This window comes from Burkholderia sp. Ac-20365 (assembly GCF_017104715.1).
Taxonomy (GTDB): Bacteria; Pseudomonadota; Gammaproteobacteria; order Burkholderiales; family Burkholderiaceae; genus Paraburkholderia.
The window spans coordinates 121280-143026 of record NZ_JAAGPI010000024.1; the positions used below are offsets into that span (position 1 = coordinate 121280).

Here is a 21747-nt window from a genome sequence, read left to right on the forward strand (position 1 = left end):
ATGCCCGCATTCCGTTTCGAAGCGATCGATGCTGCCGGCAAGGCGCAAAAAGGCGTGCTCGACGCGGACAGCGCACGCGGCGCGCGCACGCAGTTGCGCACGCAAGGTCTGACGCCGCTCGTCGTCGAACCGGCCGCGACGCGAACGCGCGGTGAGCGCAGTCAGCGTCTGTCGCTGGGACGCAAGTTGTCGCAGCGCGAACAGGCGATTCTCACGCGACAACTCGCGAGTCTTTTGATCGCCGGTCTGCCGCTCGACGAAGCGCTTTCGGTTCTCACCGAGCAATCGGAGCGCGACTACATTCGCGAACTGATGGCTGCGATTCGCGCGGAAGTGCTGGGCGGACATTCGCTCGCGAATGCGCTGTCGCAGCATCCGAAAGATTTTCCCGAGATTTACCGCGCGCTCGTCGCAGCAGGCGAACATACGGGCAAGCTCGGACTCGTGCTGTCGCGCCTCGCCGATTACATCGAGCAACGTAACGCGCTCAAGCAGAAGATCGTGCTGGCGTTCACGTATCCGACCATCGTCACGATCATCGCGTTTGGCATCGTCACGTTCCTGTTGAGTTATGTCGTGCCGCAGGTCGTCAACGTGTTCGCGAGCACGAAGCAACAGCTGCCAATCCTCACCGTGATGATGATGGCGCTCTCCAGTTTCGTGCGTAACTGGTGGTGGGCGGTGCTGATCGCGCTGGTGATCGTGATCTACATAGTGCGCGCAATACTGTCGCAGCCCGGACCACGTCTCGCGTTCGATCGCTGGACGCTCACCGCCCCGCTCTTCGGCAAGCTCGTGCGCGGCTACAACACGGTTCGTTTTGCCAGCACGCTCGGCATTCTCACGGCAGCGGGCGTACCGATCCTGCGCGCCTTGCAGGCTGCAAGCGAAACGCTGAGCAACAAGGCGATGCGCGGCAATATCGAAGACGCGATCGTGCGCGTGCGCGAAGGCACGTCGCTGTCACGCGCGCTCGGCAATACGAAGACGTTTCCGCCCGTGCTCGTGCACCTGATCCGTTCAGGCGAAGCAACCGGCGACGTGACGACGATGCTCGATCGCGCAGCCGAAGGCGAAGCACGCGAACTCGAACGGCGCACGATGTTCCTGACGAGCCTGCTGGAGCCGCTGCTGATTCTGGCGATGGGTGGCGTGGTGCTGGTGATCGTGCTCGCGGTGATGCTGCCGATCATCGAGTTGAACAACCTGGTGCAATGACGCCGGCGTAAGCGCACGAAAGACTTGCAAGCCGGGCCGATGCTTTCCGTCAAGATCGGCGCGGCAGAGAATGAAATCAGCGCACGTAGATGGTCGGGCCGGGCGCGTTGGCGGGAAGGAAAACTTCGGAGTGAGAGCCGTTGCGGTCGATGATGATCGAACGGGGACGCACTTCGGAAAGCTTGGCGCCTTGCATGATCATGCTGCCCAGCGACACGGCGCGCGGCGGTTCGCCGCCCGTGCTGATGATGGCAGCGGCGCCTTGCGAGAGCGCGAGAATGCCGAACAGATGGATGTCCTGATTCGCAGTGCGCGTGAGCTGGCCGCCGAACAGCGTCGCCGCCTGGTCCGTCGAAACGGGCGCGCGCACGGCGGCGGCGGGCACGGGCGCACCGGAATGCGACGTGAGCGTGACGACCCAGTAAGTGAGCGTCGCGCAGAACACGGCGAAGACGGCGAGCGAAATCAGGCGGATCTGGAGTGCGTTCATGGCTGTGATTGTACGGATTATTGCGAGTTTTGCGGCATACAGAACGGCAGTTCGGAAGCCTTCAACTGCATGACATTAAAATGACCGACCGGACGTGCAGAGTGCTGCATTCTCAATGCATTACATGACGTCCGATCGATCGACAACTCATTCAAACGAGGTAGCAAGCTATGCAAATGTGGACCAGTCGCCGCACCGAGATCGCGGCTATGCGCGCGGGCCTGCGCACCCGTCGTCAACGCGGGTTCACGCTGATCGAAATCATGGTCGTGATCGCGATTCTCGGCATTCTGGCCGCGCTGATCGTGCCGAAGATCATGAGCCGTCCGGACGAAGCGCGTCGTGTCGCCGCGAAGCAGGACATCGGCACCATCATGCAGTCGCTCAAACTCTATCGTCTCGACAATGGCCGCTATCCGACCCAGGAACAAGGCCTGCGTGCGCTGATCGAAAAGCCGTCTACCGACCCGGTGCCGAACAACTGGAAGGACGGAGGCTATCTGGAGCGCCTGCCGAATGATCCGTGGGGCAACGCGTACAACTATCTGAATCCGGGCGTGCACGGCGAGATCGACGTGTTCAGCTACGGCGCGGATGGCAAGGCGGGCGGCGAAGGCAACGATGCCGACGTCGGCTCGTGGCAATAAGCGGCATTCAGATCGATAACGTTCGTCACCGGCACCATGCAATTGCACTACTGCGTTCGTCGTGAAGCTGCCCGGGCGCGTGAGCGCCAGCGCGGTTTCACGCTGCTCGAAATGCTGGTCGTGCTGGTGATTGCGGGCTTGCTGGTGTCGCTGACGTCGTTGTCGCTGACCCGCAATCCGCGCACCGACCTGAACGAAGAAGCGCAGCGGCTCGCGCTGCTGTTCGAATCGGCGGGCGATGAAGCTCAAGTTCGCGCGCGCCCTATTTCATGGTTGCCGCTAGACGGCGGCTTTCGTTTCGATATCCATACGAACGACGGCTGGCGTCCGTTGCGCGACGACCTGCTTGGGCCGCGTCGCTGGGAAGGCGGCGTGACGGGCGTGGCAATCGATTATCCCGGCTCCGATACGCATTCGGACCGCATCGTGTTCGGCACTGAAAGTATCGATACGCCCGTGCAGGTGACGCTTTTTTCCGCTGTCGGGCGCGTGACGATCATCGGCACGGGCAATGGCCGTTACGAGGTGCGTTGATGCGATGCGCGCCTGTTTTTCGCCGCGTGCGCGGCGCTGTGGATAACGTGAATCGCAAACGCGTCAGAGGTTTCACGATGATCGAAGTGCTGGTTGCGCTGACGATCATCGCGGTCGCGCTGGCGGCGTCGCTGCGCGCGGTCGGCAGTCTGGCGACGGGCGAAGCCGATTTGCACCGCCGCCTGCTCGCGGGTTGGAGCGCGGATAACGCGCTCGCCCAGCTGCATCTGGCACACGCGTGGCCAGAGCTTGGCTCGCAGAGTTTCGACTGTTCGCAGGGCAACCTGCAACTGGTTTGCACGGAAAACGTGAGCGCAACGCCGAACCCGGTGTTTCGACGCGTCGAGGTTTCGGTGACGTCGCCCGGCAGGCCGGGCAACCTCGCGCAGTTGGTGACGGTGATCGCGAATGAAACGAACCGCTCGCTCTGAGGTTGCGCGGTCGCGCGCGCGCCGTTCACCGCTGCTCAGGAAGACAGCGGGCGGCTTCACGCTGATCGAACTGCTGGTCGCGATTGCGATTCTGGCCGTGATTGCCGTGCTGTCTTGGCGCGGACTCGACCAGATCATCCGCGGACGGCAGACGATCACGAATGCGATGGAAGACGAGCGCGTATTCGCGCAGTTCTTCGATCAGATGCGCATCGACGTGCGCAACGCCGCTTCCGACGACGAAGCGGGTGAACCCGCCGTCGCGGTGAACGGCAATGCGCTGCAGATCGTTCGATATTTGCGGGCGCCGGGCTCGCCGCCGAGGCTCGTCGTCGTGCGGTACCGGATTATCGAAGGGCGCATCATCCGCTATGCGTCGCCGCCGCTTGCGAACATCGGCGAGGTGCGTCGCGCGCTCGGTGGCTCGGAGAACGAGAACTGGAATTCTGTGCCGTTGATGGGCGGCGTCGGCGCGATTACCGCGCGGCTGTATGTGCCCAAGGTCGGCTGGACGACGCAGATGAAAGACGTGCAGTCGGCGATTACCGAGAACGACAACAATCTGAAGGTGCCTCAGCTCGGCAATGCGCCGCTGCCGAGGTCGGTGACGGGGCTGGAGGTGAGCATCGGCGCGAATTCGCTTGCGCGGCCGGTCACCCGTGTTTTTCTCGTTGGGGAGTGAGTTTCTGAACATGCGCTTTCGCCCTGCCCGTCCGAAACGTGCGAACCGTCCGGCTCGACGCGAGCGCGGCGCTGCCATCATCAGCGCGCTGCTGGTGGTCGCGCTGTCGGCGATTCTCGTGTCCGGGATGATCTGGCGAGAGCAGGTGCAGATCCGGCGCATCGAAAACCAGCGGCTGCTGGCGCAGGCGCATTGGGTGTCGCGCGGCGCGCTCGACTGGACGCGTCTGATTCTTCGTTCGGAAGGCGATACGTCGGCGGGGATCACGTATCTCGGCGGCGTCTGGGGCGTGCCGATTGCGCGCACGCGGCTTTCGGATTTTCTCGGGCAGATTGGCGAAGTGCGTGCGGAGGAAGGCGCGGCGACGTACATCTCCGGTTCCATCGAAGATGCGCAGGCGAAGTTCAATCTGCGTAATCTCGTGTCGACAGCGGTGCCGGGTGTGCTGACGCCGAACATCCAGCAGGTTCAATCGTTCCAGCGTCTGCTGCAGCTGCTCGGCATCAACGGACAACTCGCGAAAACCACGGCGCTGCAATTGCGCGCGGGACTGCGGCAATCGGCAACCCGTTTTCAGACGTCCGGGAACGGCGCCACCGTCGACCCCACGCAAATGCAAGGCGGTGCAACTGGCGGCGGCAATTACACCAATCAGCCAGGAATCGACGACACCGACGACAACGCACCCGTCGCGCCGCTGCAGATGACGGGCGTCGATTCGTTGCTCGACGTGCCCGGTTTCACGCCGGAGATGGTTGCGCGGCTGCGCCCGTTCGTCACCGTTCTGCCGACGAACACGCCCGTCAACATGAACACCGCACCTGCCGAAGTGGTCGCGGCCGTGGTGCCGGGAATGAATCTGTCGAATGCGCAGGCCTTCGTCGCGCGGCGCGAGACGGTGTTCTTCCGCAATGTCGGCGATGTGCAGAACGCACTGCGCGGGGCAGGCGTCCAGCAACTCGTGTTCGATCCGAACCAGCTCGACGTGAACACCAGCTATTTCCTCGTGCACGGACGCGTCGAGCACGAGCGTGCCGAAGTCGATCGCACCACCCTCGTCTATCGCGACGCGCTGACGCATACGACGCGTATCGTATGGGGACGAGATCAACTATGAACAACGCAATTTCCCGAGAGAGTGGCCTTTGAGCACGCTGATCGTTCTTCTGCCGCCGCGTGATCCGGCGGTGCCGTCGCAGGAATGGCAACTGCCGGAGCTGCCGTTTTTGCTGCTCGACAAATCGGGGCGCGTCCAGCGCGCCGGCCGCTCGGCGACGGGCCTGCTGCCGCGCGCCGGGTCGACCGTGCTGATGCTCGCCGCGCGCGACTGTCTGATGCTCGCCGCGACCGTGCCGCCGCTCAAAGGTCCGCGCCTGCGTCAGGCGCTGCCGAACGTGGTCGAAGATCAGCTGATCCAGGATGCGCAGACCACCCATATCGCGCTCGATCCGCAAGCGATCGACGGCAACCGGCATGTGCTGGCCGTCGTCGATCGCGGCTGGTTCCGTTTTATCGTCGAGACGTTCGCGGCGGCGGGACATCGCAATGTGAAGGCTGTGCCTGTCGCGCGCTGTTTGCCGCAGCCGGTTGCGGCCACCGCAACCGCGCAGGTACATGCGGAAGAAGCCGTTGCGGCCGGCGCCGATGCTGCGCCGCCGGGCGACGAGCCGGATTTCGCGACGCTCACGCCCGTGGTGGCGGCCGTGTTGGGCCATGTCGTGCCGTCGACGGCTGCGGTCCTGGGCGAAGGTGTCGTCGATGGCGCTCCGCCGCGTGTCGAACTCGCGCTTGCGCGCGGGCCGCTCGGCGAGGGGCTGGCTGTGCCGGAAGCCGCCGTCGGCGCGACGGTGGTGGCGCTCGCGGGCCATGCGCCCGTCACGCTGTATACGCTCGTCGATCTGCCCGGCAGCGAGCCGCGCATGGCGTCGACGGCGCAGCCGGGCCGTGTGTCGATTGCGGGTGCGCTGCCGTTGTCGTTCGAAACGCTCGCGCGCAACGCGCTGCAATGCCGCTTCGACCTTGCACAGTTCGAATTCGCCGTGCAGCCGTGGCGGCTCGATCGCGCGACGCTGCGCCGTCTGCGCCTGCCGCTGTGGCTGCTGGCCGGCACGGTGGTCGTCGCGATCATCGGCGCGAACGTGCAATGGCTGATGCTGTCGCGTCAACGCGATGCGATCAACACGCAGATGACCGAGTTGCTGCTGAACACCTTCCCGAAGACAACCGTCGTGCTCGATGCGCCCGACCAGATGGCGCGCCAGTTGCAGCAACTGCGCGTCGCCGCGGGCGAGCTTTCGCCGGACGATTTCCTGTCGCTGGCCGACGGCCTTGCGCGCTCGCTCGGGCCGATTCCCGTCAACGGTCTCGCCGCGCTCGACTATCAGGACCGGCGCCTCGCGGTGACGTTCAAACCCGAGGTCAAGGTCGACGCGGATTTCCAGCAGCGCCTCACCCGTAACGGCCTGAACGGCGCGATCGACAGCAATACCGGCAAGTGGACGATCAGGAACGGACAATGAAAGCAGAACTGTTGAACACCTGGGCCGGATTCTGGGAAGCGCGCACGCCGCGCGAGAAAGCCTTGCTGACGTGGGGCGGTGTCGTGCTGGCGGTGGTGATCGTCTGGTCGGTGCTGTGGGCGCCCGCACAGGAAGGCCGCGCGCGGCTGCGCGACTCGATCCCGAGCCTGCAGCGCCAGCTGTCGCAGATGACGGCACAGGCGAACGAGGCGCGCACGCTATCAGCGGCGGCGCAGGGCGTGGCGCCGACGGGCGGCGCCCTGAAGGACGCGCTGACGACGTCGCTCAACGATCACGGTCTCGCGCCGACCCAGGTTCAGGTGCTCGGCAACGCGGTGCAGATCCAGTTGAAGAACGCGTCGTTTCCCGCATGGACCGAATGGCTCGACGATGCGCGCAAGCAGTTCAAGGTGCAGGTGTCCGAGACGCACGTCACTGCGTTGAAGCAGGACGGACAGGTCGACCTGACGGCAGCGCTGCAGCCGGCATCGATCAAATGACGGCGCAGCCACAGGATTACGCATGAGTTTCTGGATGCGGCGATTGCGCGCCGCGCTGCCGTGGATCGTCGTCGCGCTGGTCGCGAATCTGGCTGTGCTGCTGGTGATGGCGCCCGCCGCCTGGGTCACGCCGCAGTTCGCGAAGGCCACGCAAGGGCATGTCAATCTGGTCGAACCGTCGGGTTCGTTGTGGCACGGTTCGGCATCGCTGATGCTCGCGGCGGGTCCCGGTGCGGAAACGGCGACGCTGCTGCCGGGACGCATCGAATGGCGCACGTCGTTCTGGCCGCTTTTCACCGGCCGCGTGCGGATGCAGATGCTGCAAAGCCAGGCGATGCCCGACCCCGTCACCGTCGATGCAACCTTGCGTACCGCGACGCTGTCGGGCGGCACGATTGCCGTGCCGGCGTCGTTGCTCGCGGGTCTCGGCGCGCCGTTCAATACGCTCGATCTGCAAGGCGACGTGCGGCTCACCTGGACCGACTGGCGCAGCTTCAATCGTCAGGCGTTTGGCCAGCTGATCGTCACGCTGAATGACATGAGTTCGCGCGTCTCGCGGGTGAAGCCGCTGGGGTCGTATCGCGTGGTGTTTCAGGCGCAGGGCGCCGCGGGCACGCTCGATCTGTCGACGACAAAGGGGCCGCTGCTGCTGAACGGCCACGGCACGCTCAGCGAAGCATCGACGTCGTTCATGGGCACCGCGAGCACGACGCCCGATTCCGTCGACAATCTCGCCGGGCTGCTGAATCTGCTCGGGCGGCCGACAGGGCCCGGACAGGTCGCGCTGACCTTCGCGCACTGATCTTCTTACGCGCAGGTCAAAACACAACGGCCGCCATGTTTGCGCATGGCGGCCGTTTTTGTTGCTGCGTGCGTGGTGAACTCAGCCCGCTGCCGCCGACGTTTTCGCAATCGGCGCCACGGGCGCGGACGCCGGCGCGGGCGCTGCGACGTCGCCCGTTTCGCGATTCATCTGCGATGCATCCCAGCCGCCGCCAAGCGCCTTGACGAGTCCCACCGACGACACCATCCGCTGGCCCGCGATGCTCGCGAGTTTCTGCTCGGCGGTGAACGCGGTCGTCTGCGCGGTCAGCACGTTCAGATAATCGACCGTGCCGGACTTGTACTGGTTCGTGACGATATCGAGCGCCTGTTGCGCGGACTGGACGGCCTGCTCCTGCACCGTGACTTCCTGCTCCAGAATGCGCAGCGACGCCAGATTGTCCTCGACGTCCTGAAACGCCGTCAGCACTGCCTGCCGATACGTGGCGACGTCCTGATCGTACGTCGCGCGCGCGGCGTCCGTCTGTGCCTTGCGCAGGCCCGCATCGAAAATGGTCTGCGCGAGCGACGGGCCGAGCGTCCAGAAACGCGACGGCATCTGCAGCAACTGCGAGAACACCGAGCTTTCGAAGCCGCCGCTCGCGGATAGCGTGAGCGTCGGGAAGAACGCTGCGATCGCGACGCCGATCTGCTCGTTGGCCGCCGCGGCCTTGCGTTCAGCCGACGCGATATCCGGGCGCCGTTCGAGCAACGCGGACGGCAGTTGCGACGGCACAGGAGGCGGCACGGCAGCCAGCGGCACGGGCGGCAGCGAGAACGTCGAAGCCGGCTCGCCGACCAGCACGGCAATCGCGTGCTCGTTCTGTGCGCGCGCGACGCCATTGTCGATCGCGGAAGCCTGCGCCGATTGCAGCTGCGTTTGCGCCTGGATCACGTCCGAGCGCGCCGCGACGCCCTGCGCGTAGCGGTTCTGCGTCAGCGTGAGCGAACGCTGGTACGCGGCGACGGTGTCGTCGAGCAGTTTTTGCTGGGCGTCGAGCGAACGGATGTTGAAGTAGGTTTGTGCGAGCGTGGCCTGCGCGGACAGGCGTGCGTTCGCGAGATCGGCTGCTGCGGCCTGTTGGCCGGCCTGCTGGCTCGCGACGGTGCGGCTCACCTTGCCCCAGAGGTCGGGTTCCCAGGTGGCGTCGAGCGACAGGCTGTAGCTGTTGCTGATCGTGCCCGAACTGCTGAGCGACGACGTGGTGCCCCCGCCTCCGCCTGTCACCGAACCGCTGAAGCTGCGGCTAGGCGTGCGCGAGCGCGACGCATCCGCCCCTGCGCTGATCACCGGGAAATACGCCGCGCGCGCTTCGCCGACCAGCGCGCGCGCCTGCCGGTATGCGGCGGCGAACTGTGCGACGGTCTGGTTCGACGTATTGAGCTTGTCTTCGAGCGCGTTCAGCTGCGCATCGTTGTAGATGGACCACCACGCGCCGCGGTCCTGCTGGTCGGCGGGCTGCGCGACTTTCCAGCCGTCGGCGGCTTCCTTGTACGAGGCGGGGATGTCGACGGTCGGCCGCTTGTAGTCGGGACCGACCGCGCAACCGGCCACCGCAAAGGCCAGCGCGGCGCATACGGCGATGCTCAGACCGCGTTGCCCCGCGACGTTCGCGACGGCAGCGCGTGCGCGCGAAGTTCGATCAAACTGCATGCAAATGAATTCCTGTCGATTCGGATGGCGGCCGGGGTTTGGCCAGTGCGCCAGGCCAAAGCGCGGAGCGCGCGCCCGGGCGCTTTCCGGCGCGTGTTCGCGATGGCTCGAATGGTAGCGCACGCGTTACCAGCAATGAAATCGAAAGAGTAATGCCGCAGACGCCTCAGGTGTGTTACCGACGGTGAGGTGTCGGTTACGTGCTGTTACGGCGCCATTTGTATGCCGCTGTGTACGCCGCTGCGGCAAAGGCCGGAAAAGCAAAGGCCGCCTGGCAGGCGGCCTTCATTCCAGGTTCTGAAACGACGTTCAGACGCGCGGATCGGAAGTCGTCTGGCGCGCCTGCTTGCCGGCGGCGGCCCGGCACGGCGGGGCGTCGGGACGCGACTGACAGACGGTGGCGCCAGGCGCGATCGCCTGATGGTTGCCCGATGAACGGGCCTTGAGCGGCGCAGCGAGCAGTGCAACTGGTTTTGCGCCACGCGCCTTGGCGCTGCGCGAGCGCCGATGTTCGAACCACGCGAAGAGCAGCACCCCGATCGATCCGCCCGGCAGGACGAAGATCACTGCATACAGAGCCACTTTCCACCAGCGGTTGGCCCCTTGAAATGTTTGCAGCGCAGAATCGGTTAATGAGCGGCCCCAGCCGCCAAGGGTGTTTTTCAGGTACAGCATCGCGGGAATCCTCTGTGCGCCGGCAAAAGTAGGCGCACGCAAGTGCGGTCAGAACATTGGTCTCGATTGACGCGGGTCGCGTAACTCGTTGACTGACATAATATTGACCATGCAATCAATTTTCAAGATACTGTGCATCGCAGCATGGTCTTCTGTTGTTTTTTGGGATGAGTTATTAGGCAACAATCGGCGCGATTGACTTCGCTGCTTGGGCAGATAAAATCCGCGACATTCACGTTAGTCGCTGGGGCTGGCGGCGACGGGCGGTTTTCAAAAGAGCGTTTATGACGGACGGTCCCTATCAGCCGGAGTCGATTCATCTCGAGTCGAGCCTCGGCTATTACCTTACTCAGGCGCGCAACGTACTGGTCGAGCGCACGGATCGCGCGGTCGAGCATCTCGGGCTGACGACGCAGCAGATTGGCGTGATCCTGCTGCTGTCGTGCGGTCGCGCGACGACGCCGTTCGAACTGTCGCGCGCAATGTCCTACGACAGTGGTTCGATGACGCGAATGCTGGATCGCCTTGAAAAGAAAGGGCTGATCGCGCGGTCGCGAAGCGAGACGGACCGGCGCATCGTGAAGCTCGGATTGACGCCGCAGGGCCAGCACGCCGCGTCCGAACTTCCGCAGATTGGCGCGGCCGTGCTCAATGAGCAGTTGCGCGGTTTCTCGGACACCGACCTCGCGACGCTGATCGATCTGCTGAGCCGCTTTATTGCGAACGGCATCGACGGCGGAAGTCGGGCGGGCGGATGTGGTGCCCGTACGGCATCGGACGACGAGGAACGCGATTCGCCAGCATCGAGCGAATAGCGCCAGGTAGCCGCGCTCCGGCGCGGCTTTGCTTTATGCATTTATCTGTCTGGGCAGAGAGTGTCGGGACATGAAAGTGACACCCCGGTTGTGGGGCATTTTCATGTCACGGCAAGTTTTTCCGCGTGACATGGAGACACATATGACCGCCTCGGCATCCGCTTCCGGCGACACGACGGCCGATTTACCCGTATCCGGCGGCCGCACGCCCAGTTCACCAGCAGCCCCTGCCCCGCTCGCCGGCGGCAGGCTCGCGCTGCTGACCGTCGGCCTCGCGTTGGGCACGTTCATGGAAGTGCTGGACACGTCGATCGCCAACGTCGCCGTGCCGACGATCTCGGGCAGTCTTGGCGTGGCAACCAGCGAAGGCACGTGGGTGATTTCGTCGTACTCGGTAGCGTCGGCGATCGCGGTGCCTTTGACGGGGTGGCTCGCGCGGCGGGTCGGCGAGGTCCGGCTGTTCACGATTTCTGTGCTGCTCTTCACGCTGGCATCGGCGGCTTGCGGCTTCGCGCACAATTTCGAGTCGCTGATCGCGTTTCGATTGATTCAGGGTCTGGTGTCGGGTCCGATGGTGCCGCTTTCGCAGACCATTCTGATGCGCTCCTATCCGCTCGAAAAACGCGGCCTTGCGCTCGGCCTGTGGGCGATGACGGTGATCGTCGCGCCGATCTTCGGTCCTGTGATGGGCGGCTGGATCACCGACAACTACACCTGGCCGTGGATCTTCTATATCAATCTGCCCATCGGCGTGTTCTCGGCGGCATGCGCATATTTTCTGCTGCGCGGGCGCGAAACGCCGACGGCGAAACAGCGCATCGACGGCATCGGTCTCGGACTGCTGGTGATCGGCGTGTCGTGTCTGCAGATGATGCTCGACCTCGGCAAGGATCGAGACTGGTTCAACTCGATGTTCATCGTCGCGCTCGCGATCATCGCGGTGACATCGCTTGCCTTCATGATCGTGTGGGAGATGACGGAGAAAGAGCCCGTCGTCGATCTGTCGCTCTTCAAGGATCGCAACTTCGCGCTCGGCGCGCTGATCATCTCGTTCGGCTTCATGGCCTTCTTCGGCTCCGTGGTGATCTTCCCGCTCTGGCTGCAAACGGTGATGGGTTATACCGCGGGTAAAGCCGGTCTCGCGACGGCACCCGTCGGGCTGCTCGCGCTCGTCCTGTCGCCGATGATCGGCCGCAACATGCACCGGTTGAATCTGCGGATCGTTGCGAGCTTCGCGTTTGTCGTGTTCGCGATCGTGTCGTTGTGGAACTCGACGTTCACGCTCGATGTGCCGTTTAACCACGTGATCCTGCCGCGCCTCGTGCAGGGCATCGGCGTTGCATGCTTCTTCGTGCCGATGACGACGATCACGCTGTCGAGCATCTCCGACGAACGGCTGGCAAGCGCATCCGGCCTGTCGAATTTCCTGCGCACGCTGTCAGGCGCGATCGGAACAGCGATCAGCACGACGTATTGGGAGAACGACGCGATTTATCACCACGCGCTGTTGGCGGAGTCGGTGAGCACCTACTCGGCGAACACGACGTCTTATAGCGATCTGCTGACGTCGCTGGGTTTCAAGGGACAGGCGGTGACGGCGCAACTGAACGAGATCGTCACGCAACAGGGCTACATGATGGCGACCAACGACTTCTTCCGCATTTCGTGCGCGGCCTTCGTGGTGCTGGCGTGCCTCGTGTGGATCACGAAGCCGAAAAAAGGCGCGGCGGCATCAATGGGACACTAATGCCGCCGCTGGGGAACGAACTGCTGCTTATTGTCCGTCGGCCTGAATCTCAACGCGGCGGTTCTTCGCCCGGCCGATTGCCGTCGTATTAGGCGCGATCGGCGATACGCTGCCGAAGCCCTGAACATCCCACTTTGCTGCTCGAACACCGGCGCCCGCCAGATAGCGTTGCACCGAACGCGCACGGGCGGCCGACAGGCGTTCGTTCAACGTGGCCGAGCCGGTCGAATCGGTGTAGCCCGAGATTTTCAGCGAATCGATCTGGACGTCGCGATTCGCCGCGACGAAATCGCCGAGTTTCGCGGTTGCGGCGGGCGTGAGCGCGGCGCTGTCGAGCGCGAAGTTCGCGTCGCCTTGCAGCGTCACCTTGCGGACGGGAGCGGGAGTCGCAACGGGCGCTACGGCTGGCGCGGGCGGCGACTGCACAGGCTGTTGCGCTACGGGCGCGACGCATTGGAAAAGGATTTCGCGCGGATCGTTCTCCGGCTTCATGCCCGACGTGCTGCGATCGAGCAGCGCGATTCTCACTGCCGTCTGGTCACCGCACACGCGCCTGATTTCGTTCATGCAAGCCTGCGACGATTCGAGCAGACCCAGACACTGCACGCGATACGCCTGCGCGCCATTGGCAAGCGTGACGACGTCGGTGTTATGAGCCGGGCCCGACGAAGTAGTACAACCAGCGATACCCACAGCGCATGCGATCGCCGTCAACATACGAAAGATCATAGGACTTCTCACCGGAAATAAAGGGTACGAGACGATAGGTCTGTCTGTCAGGTCGTACCAATCGGAGAAGTCCGAAAATTCGCGATGCGTTATTGCGAGACTGGCTCACCTGTCGGAGAAGTTGTCGATTGGCCTGTCACGCCCGGTGTCTGGCCGGATGCCGACGGACTGGCTGCGTTCGGCGCGCCTGACGTCATTCCACGAACGAACTGTTTGAAGTCGGCGCCCGCTTCCCACGGGTTCGGTTTGCATCCTCGCCCGCTGTCGCAATGCGCGGCGAAACCGATTGTCGACGTGCCGTCGTTGTTCGACGTCTTCGTGATTTCGAATGACAGATCGCGCTTGCCGCCGTCGGGGCCGGCCGTCTGGATCAGCGTATCGGTCGCGGTGGCAACAGGGTAACGGGAATGGCTGGTCACCCACGTGCGCGCGCGTTGCCACCATGCGTCGCATTGGCTCTTGCTGGTGCAGGTCAGCGGCGCGGTGGCGATCTGCATCACATCGGGATTGACCTGCCCTTGCGTCGTGCAACCGGCGGCCAGCACGCAGAGCACGGCTATCAGATTCCTGTTCATCACCGGACATCCTCCCTTTTTCAGTCGAGCGCGTTCAAGCAGCGACGCGCTGCGTTATACAGGATTGGACCGAAACGGTTCTAGCATGTTTCGTACGTCGAGCATGACGCACGCTGCAGGTCGGGCGTTGAGCCAGCGCAATGAACCATCAGCAATTTTTGGCCCCGCTGAAATTGAGCGTGCAATAAAAAGAGGCAGCCCGAAGCTGCCTCTTTCATGCCGCAATGCGGTTGCGCAAGCGCTATACGCTGAAGCGGTTCAACGTGTAAGCGCGATACGCAGCGACGAAAGCGTCAAACGAGCCGACTTCCTCGCGTTCAAGCTTGGTTTGCTCGTTGAGCGAGTTTGATGCGAGCGCGACGAACTCCTGCGTTTGTGCTGCGTCGAGCGGACGCGCGCGAAAATGCTCCGCATGCGCGACGCTTTGCGCGAGACCGAAGTCGAGGAAACTTTGCTGCTTGTCGCGCATGATTTGCAGCACGCGCGCCGACGGCGTCAGCGATGCGTCCGCGAGTTTGGCGCGCTGCGCCGCGACTGAGCGTGCATGACTGTCGTCGCCACGAATCGAATCGAGCACGGCAGCTGTGTGATCGATCTTCGCAAGCAGTTCGTTCGCCCAGTCGAGCATCTTGACGGGCTGACCGTCGCGGATCAGTTCCAGGCCGGGCTTGCGCCCTTCCATCGTCACGCGGCCGAAGTTCTGGTTCGCTTCGCAATACGCGGGCGGCGGCAGCGTCGCGCTTTCGTCGAGTGCGCACACGAGCAGATAGGCATCGAGAAAACGCGCGGTTTCGAGCGAAATGCCCGTCGGTTCGAACGGGTCGATATCCATGCAGCGCACTTCGACGTACTGCACGCCGCGCGCGGCAAGCGCATGCAGCGGGCGCTCGCCCGGATACGTGACGCGCTTCGGGCGGATCGTCGAGTAGAACTCGTTTTCGATCTGCAGCACGTTGGTGTTGATCTGCACCCACTCGCCGTCGCGTTGCGTGCCGATCGCCTCGTACTGCGGATACGGCTGGCTCACCGCCTTGGCGAGCGCGTCGAGATAGCCGGGCAGCGTGTCGTAGTCGGCATGCAGCGCGGCTTGCGCCGTCGTGTTCGAATAGCCGAGATCGCTCATGCGCAGACTGGTTGCGTACGGGCGATACAGCGTGTCGGCGTCGAAAGTTTCGAGCGTGTGCGGGCGGCCGCGCAAAAAGCGCCGGTCGAGTGCCGGCGACGCGCCGAACAGATACATCAAGAGCCAGTTCGTGCGGCGGAAATTGCGGATCAGCGCGAGATAACGGTCGGACTGGAAATCGACGGCGTTGGCCGTGGAGTGCTGGTCGGCGTGCAGCAGGCGCCACACTTCTTCGTTCAACGAATAGTTGTAGTGGATGCCTGCGATGCATTGCATCGTGCGTCCATAGCGCAGCGCAAGGCCGACACGGTACACGTACTTCAGTTTGCCGATGTTCGATGTGCCGTAGTGCGCAATCGGAATCTCGTCGTCTTCGGGCAGCAGGCCCGGCATCGAGTTGTTCCACAGCACTTCATCGCCGATTACCGAATAGACGAAACGATGCAGCGTGTCGAGACGCTCCAGCGTGGTAGCGGCATCGTGCTCCGCCGGCGTGATCAGCTCGAGCAATGCTTCCGAATAGTCGGTAGTCAGCGACGGATGCGTGAGCGCCGAGCCGAGCGATTGCGGATGCGGCGTCATCGCCAGATGGCCGTCGGCCATGACGCGCAGGCTCTCCTTTTCGATGCCGCGCAAACCGGCCGCCAGCGCATCACGCTGCGGGCCGGATGTCAGCACGGACAGGCGGTGCAGCAGCGCGTCGGTCGTGCGGGAGGATGTCGTGTTTGGCATTGATGCGGGTCGAACATGGTCGGCCGCCATGCGCCGCACGGTGCTGCTCAGGCGCGGTCGACAACGTTCGGCGGAATTTTCAGTAGCGGGCACTTTAACATCTCGCCAGAACCCCTGCTTGGCGTTGCTTCGAGCCGCTCCAGGCCCGCTTGCGGCGGGGCTCGGGACGTCTGCTGTGCACCCTCTTACTGTACGCCGCGCGGGCCTGTGAAGTCGATTGACGGTACCCGCGTCTGTGTGCGGAAGACCGCTAGCCGCCGCGCGCCCCACCCGCCCGATCGGCGACTTCATTCCACAGATGCATGGCCGCATAGGCGCGCCACGGTCGCCATGCGTCGGTGCGCGCGCGTTGCTGGTTGGGACGCACGAGCGCCGGATCACGCGCCGCGATGGCCTGCATCAGCACCAGATCCCATGCGGGCCACGCGTCGGCGTCGCGCCAGGCGCGCATCGCGACATATTCGACCGTCCATGGTCCGATGCCGGGCAGCGCGAGCAGCGACGCGCGCAACGCCGCGAGATCGAACGACGTGCTGCCTATGCTGTCGATGGGCACTTTACCGTCCGCCACGGCACGCGCGAAGCCTTGCAACGCGGCGATACGCTTGCCCGGCATGCCGATCTGCGCGAGATCGACGGCGGCGAGCGCGGCGGGCGTCGGGAAGCGCCACGCGGTGCTCTCGTGCGGATGACCGTCGATGCGCTCGCCCGCGCGCTGCACGATCCGTCCGATGATCGTCGTCGCGGCTTTCACGCTGACCTGCTGGCCGACGATCGCTCGCACGACCAGCTCGAACCCGGACCACGCGCCCGGCACGCGCAAGCCGGGCGCTGCGGCGACGAGCGGTGCAAGCCATGGATCCGCGGCGAGGTTCGCGCCAATGGTCTTCGGATCGGCGTGCAGGTCGAACATGCGCGCGATGGGCGCAGCGAGCGCATCGGCATGACGGCTGACGCCGCCCTCGACAGTCGCGACGAGGCAATGCCGGCGCGCATGCTTGCGGACGGCGAGCGTGCCGCTGTCGCCATTCCAGCCTATCGCGCGACGCCAGACGCCGTCTTCGACGGCTTCGACGCCGGGTGTCGCGCGTCCGCCGAAGAAGCGCAGGACGCGAGGCCAGTCATAAGGTGCTTTGAACGGGAGTTCGAGTGTGGCAGTCGGCGTGATGCTCAAGCGGCGTGATCCATGTCGGCGGTGGATGGTGTGAGCTTGCCGGTTTCCGGCGCTTCACCGTGCGCTTCGGTGTCGAGCAGCACGGCCTTGCGCGCGGTGCCCCAGCGGTAGCCCGTCAATGCGCCGTCCTTATGCACGACGCGGTGGCATGGTATCGCGAGCGCGACCGGGTTCGATGCGCATGCGTTGGCGACGGCCCGCACCGCGCGCGGCGAACCGACGGCTTCGGCGATCTGCGAATAGCTGCGCGTCTCACCGTAAGGGATGCGGCGCAGCGCTTCCCACACACGCTGCTGGAACGCCGTCGCGGCGATATCGAGCGGAAGATCGAAGCGCTGACGCTGGCCACGCAGATAAGCGTCGATCTGCTCGACGAACGGAGCAAGCCGCTCCGGATCGCCGATCAGTTCCGCGCTCGCGAATTCGCCGCGCAGATCGTCGAGCAGTGTCGGGGCATCGTCGCCGAATGCGATCTTGCAGATGCCCTTGTCGGTCGTCGCGACCAGCACGAGACCCAGCGACGTTTGCGCGCACGCGTAGTGCACGCGCAGCCCTGCCCCTTTGCGCCGGTATTCGGACGGCGCCATGCCGAGTTCAGCGGCCGCCGAACAGTACATCCGGGACGGCGAGCCGAAACCTGCGTCGACGGTTGCACGCGTCACATCGGTACCGCGTTGTAGCGCGTCGCGCAACGCCGCGCCGCGCTGGGCCGCCTGATACTGCCGCGGCGATACGCCGACCACGCGCTTGAAGAGCCGCTGCAGGTGAAATGGGCTGACGTGCACGGCGTCGCTCAATTGCGCGAGCGTGAGGCGCTGCTGCGGATCGGCGTCGAGTGCCGCGCATGCACGGTTCACGATTTCGAGCTCTCGCGGCAGGCCGCCTGGCTGGCAGCGCTTGCATTCGCGATAGCCCGCGGCGCGCGCTTCATCGGCGGAAACGAAGAAGTCTACGTTCTCGCGGCGCGGCAACCGGGACGCGCACGACGGACGGCAGAACACGCCTGTCGTGCGGACGCCGTAGAAGAAGGCGCCGTCGGCCGACATGTCGCGTTTCAAAACGGCCGTCCAGCGATCGTTATCGTCGATGAAAGCGGCGGGCGTGGCTTGGGATAAGGCTGAGTTCATCATTTGCCCCGAGGGACGGTTTTGATGCTTACCACTGTAGCGGGCATGCCCACACACTACGCTCCGGTTCTTGCTGTGTCATTTGGGCTGCAAAAGCGGCCTGAATTTCCCAGATATCGGGAGAATCTGCCCCTCAAAAAAGTTGGGGTTTTCCCTTAAAAAGTTATTGCGTCGCATCAAGGTGGCGTGTATAGTGGTTCTTGTCTCCTCCATGTCTCCTCCTGATATGGATTCAGCCCGCTCCAATCGAGCGGGCTTTTTTTTGGTTTTTCGCTTCGTCTTCCCCGTCTGCGCCTCGCCTCCTGGCTGCTTCCGTCAAAACGCTCGATTCCTTCTAAACTGGTTCATCACCGAACCTCACGAAGGGACGCCGCGCCATGAATTTCCAGATTCTCGATATCGACCATGTGGTTATTCGCGTGACCAACCTCGACGGAATGACGCGCTTCTATCGCGACGTGCTGGGCTGTACGGTGGAGAGGGAGCGGCTCGATATCGGGCTGATGCAGATGCGGGCGGGACGGTCGCTGATCGACCTGCTGCAGGTGGGCGGACCCATCGACCGGCCCGAAAGCGGTGTGCCGGGTGCGGGGCGAAACATGGATCACGTCTGCCTGCGCATTGAACCGTTCGACGCCGACGCGCTGAAGACCTGGTTCACCGCGCGCGACGTGCGCATTGGCGAGCAGGCCATGCGCTATGGTGCGGATGGTTATGGATCGTCGCTGTATCTGTTCGATCCTGAGGGAAATATGGTCGAACTCAAAGGTCCGCCGACTGATGGGCCGCGCGCCTGACGCTCAATTTTAGGTACACAGAACGTCAGGCACCACGCGTCAACGTCCGCCGTGGGCCGCCGGGCGCGCATTCGCCGCCGCCTTGAGAACCGTCCATTCGACAGGCACAGCATCGGCGGTTTCGCTGCCCAGATACGCAGCGTTGTCCTGAACCGTGCATTGCAGGCGCATCGTCCGTTCGGCCAGCGCAGCGAGCGCCGGTGCAACATTTTCGCCTAGCGACCAGACCGTCACGTTGCGCAGACGCTCGACCTTGCTGCGCACGCCTTGCCACCAGATGTCCGAGGTTTTGCCGCCGTAAGCGATCACGATCACTTCGTTCGCGCGCCCGCTCGCCTTTGCGATACGGCGTTCGTCCGGCTGACCCACGTCGATCCAGGTGTCGATTGCGCCCGTCAGATCTTTCGCCCACAGATCGGGTTCGTCGATGTCCGACAGGCCTTTGCAGAATTCCAGCCGTTCCTGCGCGAACAGTGCGAAAGCGGCGACGCGGACCATCATCCGCTCGTTGGTTTCCGACGGATGCAGAGCGATCGTCAGCGAATGGTCCGCGTAGTAATGGCGGTCCATGTCAGCGATCTGGAGTTCAGCCTTATAAATTGTCGATTTGAGAGCCATGCTGCAACCTGGTCCCGCAAACGCGGACCGGATAGTGAATAGAGAATCGGCGTACCGTGCCATGATCGTCCCCTGCCTTGCAGCGGTCACGCCTCGGTCGCGCGTCTCGCCGTTGATACACATTTGCCGGATTGCCGCGACGCCGGGTGCTGAAACCCTTATCGCATCAACCTTCCTGCTTTCGCTTGCAATGGAAAGCAGCAACATATGTGCCGGATTCGTGCGATCGAACCATCGCGCGCTTATCGCGCCTGGCTGCAAGGTGGGACCGTGATGATACCGAATATGCGGCGACGGCATGACAGCCTGATGAGGCCGCTCTGGCGGGGCTGATGAGTTGAGGGAATGAGCGCGCGGGTCGTGGCGCGTCGATTCACAGATCGAAGCGCACGCGGGAATGCACGGAAAAACGAAAAATGGCCGGGCTTAAAACCCGGCCATACCGATGCGCGGCGAAGTCTTCGTCGCCGGCTGTTTGAATTCACCCGACATTAACTGTCGGGTTCAATCCAACGCTAAATGCTTATTGCTTGATAAAGCGGTCGTTAGTCCAAAGGCCTTGTGTATCGCTATTGCCGGCATTGACGAATTCGACGTCATGTCCGACTACGCGGACCACGCGAAAATCCGAATTCTCCGGCGTCGATATGCACTGATAACCCGAGAAGAATTCCTGCATTTGCTGTTGTTCACCCGCCTGCGCGTGCTGCGTCACGGCATCGAGTTTGTCCTTGGACAGGCACCCATATGCATTCGCCTTGAATTGCACCGTTTGCTGCGGCTTGATCACGACGTCTTGCGCCTGCGCGCTTGCTGCGATCAGACCCGTGAATGCGAAGAGAATGGCGACTCGCTTGTTCATGGTTACCTCCTTGCGGGGCATTGCTTGGTTAGCTATGTGTTTAACTGCCGGAAAACAAGCACGTTTTTAAATTTAGGAGAACGGTATTGAAGAGCAAGCACATCTTGTGTGCGCTTGCAACAGCGGCGGATTGTCGCACTGAGTCGCGATGCGATTTGATGCATCCATCTCGACGCAATCTGGCAGATATCAGGCGAATTCCAAACCGCAATGCGAGGCATTCGGGCTTACTGGATAAACTTTTGCGGGCGTGATTCGCGTTTACGCCTAATAAGTTTTAAGTCCTTTGCGATAAACGACTTATCGCGTTGATGCGTTGCACACAAAGTCATTCGTGTGACTCATAAAAGACTGGCTCGATTTGAAGCGTTTGCAGAGTAAAAAGGATGCCTGATCGCATGCCGGGTCCTGCGGCCGCTTTGAATTTCGGCGACACACTTGCGCGCGCGCTAGGTTCGTGGATAAATCGACCGGCCCAAAACTAACCGCTCGAATTCACCGGAACGAGGCGATGAACCGCCGACGCCGGTCCCCTGGAGACTTTCATGACGCTCGCACAGTGGCTTCCCTTCGCCATCGCCTCCGCGATCCTTGTTGCAATTCCCGGCCCTACCGTGTTGCTTGTAATTTCTTATGCGCTTGGCCACGGCCGGCGCTATGCACTGGTCACGACGGCGGGCGTCGCGCTAGGCGACCTGACGTCGATGACGGCTTCGATGCTCGGGCTGGGCGTGATTCTCGCCGCGTCCGCGACCCTCTTCACGGCGCTCAAGTGGGTTGGCGCAGCGTATCTGATTTACCTCGGCATCAAGCTCTGGCGCGCGCCTGCATCAACGGGCGACGCGCCCGCCTCAGAGGAAAGGCGCACGAGCCGGATCTTCGCGCACGCTTACGCAGTGACGGCGCTCAACCCGAAAAGCCTCGTGTTCTTCGTGGCCTTCGTGCCGCAGTTCATCGACACGCAAGTCGCCACGTTTTCGCAGATCGCGATTTTCGAAGCGACCTTCGTCGCGCTCGGCACGCTGAACGCCTTGGGTTACGCAATTCTGGCAACCGCGGCGCGGCGCGCGATCCGCAGTCCGCGCGTGCAGCGCGGCGTCAACTGCACGGGCGGGACTTTGTTGATCGGTGCAGGTCTGCTGGCTGCGGCCTGGAAGAAATCGGCAGCCTGAATCCATCCATCCTGGATGGACCACGACAGACCAGGCGCGCCACTTGCATGAGTCTCCGCGCACCGGGTGTGCGCGGTGGATCACACGCAGAATCTTCCACCACG

Annotated in this window: 23 protein-coding genes; 13 read left to right on the top strand and 10 right to left on the bottom strand. The window is 63.3% G+C overall.

What is annotated here, in order from left to right; translation table 11 throughout:
• A complete protein-coding gene (gene gspF / locus G3O01_RS30545) occupies nucleotides 1–1218 on the top strand; it encodes a type II secretion system inner membrane protein GspF (protein ID WP_205810499.1) in 1218 nt (405 codons plus the stop codon).
• A 76-nt stretch (nucleotides 1219–1294) separates the two neighbouring features.
• On the opposite strand, the gene G3O01_RS30550 is transcribed toward gspF, so the two are convergent.
• On the bottom strand, nucleotides 1295–1708 hold the full coding sequence (locus G3O01_RS30550) for a type II secretion system protein N (protein ID WP_205810502.1): 414 nt from the start codon (nucleotides 1706–1708) through the stop codon (nucleotides 1295–1297).
• Nucleotides 1709–1878: 170 nt separating this feature from the next.
• Between G3O01_RS30550 and gspG the strand changes: the two genes are divergently transcribed.
• The 8 genes from gspG to G3O01_RS30590 are packed head-to-tail and all read left to right on the top strand — an operon-like array spanning nucleotide 1879 to nucleotide 7823.
• Nucleotides 1879–2355, top strand: coding sequence for a type II secretion system major pseudopilin GspG (gene gspG, locus G3O01_RS30555; RefSeq protein WP_205810505.1), 477 nt, complete (start codon nucleotides 1879–1881; stop codon nucleotides 2353–2355).
• Nucleotides 2356–2391: 36 nt separating this feature from the next.
• Nucleotides 2392–2889, top strand: coding sequence for a GspH/FimT family pseudopilin (locus tag G3O01_RS30560; RefSeq protein WP_205810516.1), 498 nt, complete (start codon nucleotides 2392–2394; stop codon nucleotides 2887–2889).
• The gene (gene gspI, locus G3O01_RS30565; protein WP_277403060.1) at nucleotides 2889–3320 is read left to right on the top strand and encodes a type II secretion system minor pseudopilin GspI; all 432 of its coding nucleotides are present in this window, start codon (nucleotides 2889–2891) and stop codon (nucleotides 3318–3320) included. Before G3O01_RS30560 ends, gspI begins: the two co-directional genes overlap by 1 nt.
• Nucleotides 3298–4002: a prepilin-type N-terminal cleavage/methylation domain-containing protein gene (locus G3O01_RS30570; RefSeq protein WP_205810518.1), complete on the top strand. Its 705-nt coding sequence runs from the start codon at nucleotides 3298–3300 to the stop codon at nucleotides 4000–4002. The genes gspI and G3O01_RS30570 overlap by 23 nt, the downstream gene beginning before the upstream one ends.
• 10 nt (nucleotides 4003–4012) lie before the next feature.
• Entirely contained in the window at nucleotides 4013–5119 is a 1107-nt protein-coding gene (gspK, locus tag G3O01_RS30575) for a type II secretion system minor pseudopilin GspK (protein ID WP_241024379.1), read from the top strand.
• A 28-nt stretch (nucleotides 5120–5147) separates the two neighbouring features.
• Entirely contained in the window at nucleotides 5148–6521 is a 1374-nt protein-coding gene (gspL, locus tag G3O01_RS30580) for a type II secretion system protein GspL (protein WP_205810519.1), read from the top strand.
• Nucleotides 6518–7021 carry a type II secretion system protein M gene (locus tag G3O01_RS30585; RefSeq protein WP_205810521.1) on the top strand — a complete coding sequence of 168 codons (504 nt, stop codon included), beginning with the start codon at nucleotides 6518–6520 and terminating at the stop codon, nucleotides 7019–7021. The genes gspL and G3O01_RS30585 overlap by 4 nt, the downstream gene beginning before the upstream one ends.
• Nucleotides 7022–7043: 22 nt before the next feature.
• Nucleotides 7044–7823, top strand: coding sequence for a type II secretion system protein N (locus G3O01_RS30590; protein ID WP_205810524.1), 780 nt, complete (start codon nucleotides 7044–7046; stop codon nucleotides 7821–7823).
• A gap of 81 nt (nucleotides 7824–7904) precedes the next feature.
• Here the strand turns inward: G3O01_RS30590 and G3O01_RS30595 are convergent, their stop codons facing one another.
• Both G3O01_RS30595 and G3O01_RS30600 read right to left on the bottom strand, forming a co-directional pair.
• Entirely contained in the window at nucleotides 7905–9497 is a 1593-nt protein-coding gene (locus G3O01_RS30595) for an efflux transporter outer membrane subunit (protein ID WP_241024381.1), read from the bottom strand.
• A 309-nt stretch (nucleotides 9498–9806) separates the two neighbouring features.
• Nucleotides 9807–10172 (bottom strand): hypothetical protein, encoded by a 366-nt coding sequence (locus G3O01_RS30600; protein WP_205810526.1) that lies wholly within the window; start codon nucleotides 10170–10172, stop codon nucleotides 9807–9809.
• A 284-nt stretch (nucleotides 10173–10456) separates the two neighbouring features.
• On the opposite strand from G3O01_RS30600, the gene G3O01_RS30605 reads away from it, so the two are divergent.
• Together G3O01_RS30605 and G3O01_RS30610 are read left to right on the top strand one after the other, a co-directional pair.
• Complete coding sequence (locus G3O01_RS30605; RefSeq protein WP_205810529.1) at nucleotides 10457–10987, top strand: MarR family transcriptional regulator; 531 nt, start codon at nucleotides 10457–10459, stop codon at nucleotides 10985–10987.
• Nucleotides 10988–11129: 142 nt separating this feature from the next.
• Nucleotides 11130–12734 carry a DHA2 family efflux MFS transporter permease subunit gene (locus tag G3O01_RS30610; RefSeq protein WP_205810540.1) on the top strand — a complete coding sequence of 535 codons (1605 nt, stop codon included), beginning with the start codon at nucleotides 11130–11132 and terminating at the stop codon, nucleotides 12732–12734.
• 27 nt (nucleotides 12735–12761) lie between these two features.
• Here the strand turns inward: G3O01_RS30610 and G3O01_RS30615 are convergent, their stop codons facing one another.
• From G3O01_RS30615 to ada, 5 genes are all read right to left on the bottom strand, one after another.
• Nucleotides 12762–13463: an OmpA family protein gene (locus G3O01_RS30615; protein ID WP_205810542.1), complete on the bottom strand. Its 702-nt coding sequence runs from the start codon at nucleotides 13461–13463 to the stop codon at nucleotides 12762–12764.
• 89 nt (nucleotides 13464–13552) lie between these two features.
• Nucleotides 13553–14038 carry a hypothetical protein gene (locus G3O01_RS30620; protein WP_205810544.1) on the bottom strand — a complete coding sequence of 162 codons (486 nt, stop codon included), beginning with the start codon at nucleotides 14036–14038 and terminating at the stop codon, nucleotides 13553–13555.
• A gap of 241 nt (nucleotides 14039–14279) precedes the next feature.
• Complete coding sequence (gshA, locus tag G3O01_RS30625; protein ID WP_205810546.1) at nucleotides 14280–15893, bottom strand: glutamate--cysteine ligase; 1614 nt, start codon at nucleotides 15891–15893, stop codon at nucleotides 14280–14282.
• 250 nt (nucleotides 15894–16143) lie between these two features.
• Nucleotides 16144–17067 carry an AlkA N-terminal domain-containing protein gene (locus G3O01_RS30630; protein WP_205810548.1) on the bottom strand — a complete coding sequence of 308 codons (924 nt, stop codon included), beginning with the start codon at nucleotides 17065–17067 and terminating at the stop codon, nucleotides 16144–16146.
• Complete coding sequence (gene ada, locus G3O01_RS30635; RefSeq protein ID WP_205810604.1) at nucleotides 17064–18194, bottom strand: bifunctional DNA-binding transcriptional regulator/O6-methylguanine-DNA methyltransferase Ada; 1131 nt, start codon at nucleotides 18192–18194, stop codon at nucleotides 17064–17066. The genes G3O01_RS30630 and ada overlap by 4 nt, the downstream gene beginning before the upstream one ends.
• A 377-nt stretch (nucleotides 18195–18571) precedes the next feature.
• Here ada and G3O01_RS30640 point away from each other — a divergent pair, with 377 nt between their 5' ends.
• Nucleotides 18572–18991, top strand: coding sequence for a VOC family protein (locus tag G3O01_RS30640; RefSeq protein ID WP_205810556.1), 420 nt, complete (start codon nucleotides 18572–18574; stop codon nucleotides 18989–18991).
• Nucleotides 18992–19030: 39 nt separating this feature from the next.
• On the opposite strand, the gene G3O01_RS30645 is transcribed toward G3O01_RS30640, so the two are convergent.
• On the bottom strand, nucleotides 19031–19609 hold the full coding sequence (locus tag G3O01_RS30645; RefSeq protein ID WP_205810563.1) for a YaeQ family protein: 579 nt from the start codon (nucleotides 19607–19609) through the stop codon (nucleotides 19031–19033).
• Between the two features lie 523 nt (nucleotides 19610–20132).
• The gene (locus G3O01_RS30650; protein ID WP_205810572.1) at nucleotides 20133–20471 is read right to left on the bottom strand and encodes a hypothetical protein; all 339 of its coding nucleotides are present in this window, start codon (nucleotides 20469–20471) and stop codon (nucleotides 20133–20135) included.
• 545 nt (nucleotides 20472–21016) lie between these two features.
• Here G3O01_RS30650 and G3O01_RS30655 point away from each other — a divergent pair.
• Complete coding sequence (locus G3O01_RS30655; protein WP_205810573.1) at nucleotides 21017–21643, top strand: LysE family translocator; 627 nt, start codon at nucleotides 21017–21019, stop codon at nucleotides 21641–21643.
• Nucleotides 21644–21747 lie beyond the last annotated feature (104 nt).